We start from the raw sequence: 1,279 nt of genomic DNA, 5'->3' as shown, positions 1-1,279 counted from the left end.
GATCACTCGCTTCTCTCCGCGGTCGGCGCCTGGCCGCCGCATAATGGGGTCATGGAGAACAAGGCGTCTCAATCTGATTTCGCGACCTTCAGCCAAGCTGAGGTTCCGGGCTCTAAGCGAGATCGTCTTGCCCTTCGTCCCCATGGGAACGACACTACCCGCGTTGTCAGGCGGGATCCGGTTTACTCCTCCTCATGCTGCATGGCAGGCTGGCGCCTTGCCCCAGCGGAACTCGCTATGATCGCACCACATGCGGTGCATGATGACGGCAAGCTTGCGGGCGACAGCGACGCGGGCTTTCGCCATACCGCGCCGCTTCGCGACATTCATGCCCCACGCCTTGAGGGCCGACCATTTCTTGCAGCGGGTCAACAGCGTGTGGGCGGCCTCATAAAGCAGGGTGCGGGCAAGCTCGTCGCCGCATCGACTGACCCGTCCTTGCACATCGGTTTCGCCTGACTGATAGCGCCTCGGGGTGAGGCCGAGATGGGCGCCAACATCGCGTGACCGCCGGAAGCGCTCGGGCTGATCCACGGTCGCACGGAACGCCAGTGCCGTCAGCGGCCCGACGCCGGGGACCGTCATCAGCTGTCGACAGATTGGTTCGACACGAACCGATTCCAACGCGCGCCGTGTCAGTCGCTCGAGTTCGCGGTACATGGTCGCGATGATTGCCAGCAGTGGCTCGGTTATATCGGTCAACGTTGGATCCGCATCAGCCAGCTCGCGCACCCTGGCCGAGAACAGCTTGCGCCCCGGTGATCCCACTTTAAGCCCGCTTTCCCGCAAGACTGCTCGCACTGCGTTCTCCATGTCGCGCAACTTGCAGAGCACCGTCCGGCGTGCGACCAGCAGTGAGCGCGCCATTCTCGATGGAACGCTCTTGACGTGAACCTGGCGATACCACCCGGTCCGGATAATTTGTGCCAGGCCTCGGGCATCATTGCGGTCGGTCTTGTTCGGCATTGCTCCCATCGCGGCTTTCGCCTGGCGCGTTTCGATGCACAATGCCGGAAAACCAGCTCGCGTCAGCCCTTGGTGCAGCCAAGCCGACTGCGAACAGGCCTCGAGCCCTATCCGCTCCATCGGAAGATCTACTACGTTGAGCGCCGAAATCAGGCTTTCTGGATCGCTGGCCGCGCGCAGCTCGCGGACGATCGCGCCCGTGCCATCGACAATGCAGATCGCCGTCTCTTCCAACGATACATCCAGTCCGGCATAGTAGCTCATGGTTGCTTCTCCTCATGGTTGTGGCCGATCACACGGACCACGTTCTACC

At 62.3% G+C, this 1,279-nt stretch carries 1 protein-coding gene; it reads right to left on the bottom strand.

What is annotated here, in order from left to right:
- Nucleotides 1-192 precede the first annotated feature (192 nt).
- On the bottom strand, nt 193-1,230 hold the full coding sequence (locus IE122_RS18200) for an IS110 family RNA-guided transposase (protein WP_189622639.1): 1,038 nt from the start codon (nt 1,228-1,230) through the stop codon (nt 193-195).
- Between the last annotated feature and the right edge of the window lie 49 nt (nt 1,231-1,279).

The organism is Novosphingobium colocasiae (assembly GCF_014652555.1).
GTDB classification, from domain to species: Bacteria; Pseudomonadota; Alphaproteobacteria; order Sphingomonadales; family Sphingomonadaceae; genus Novosphingobium; species Novosphingobium colocasiae.
This window is presented reverse-complemented; position numbering and strand designations above follow the sequence as displayed.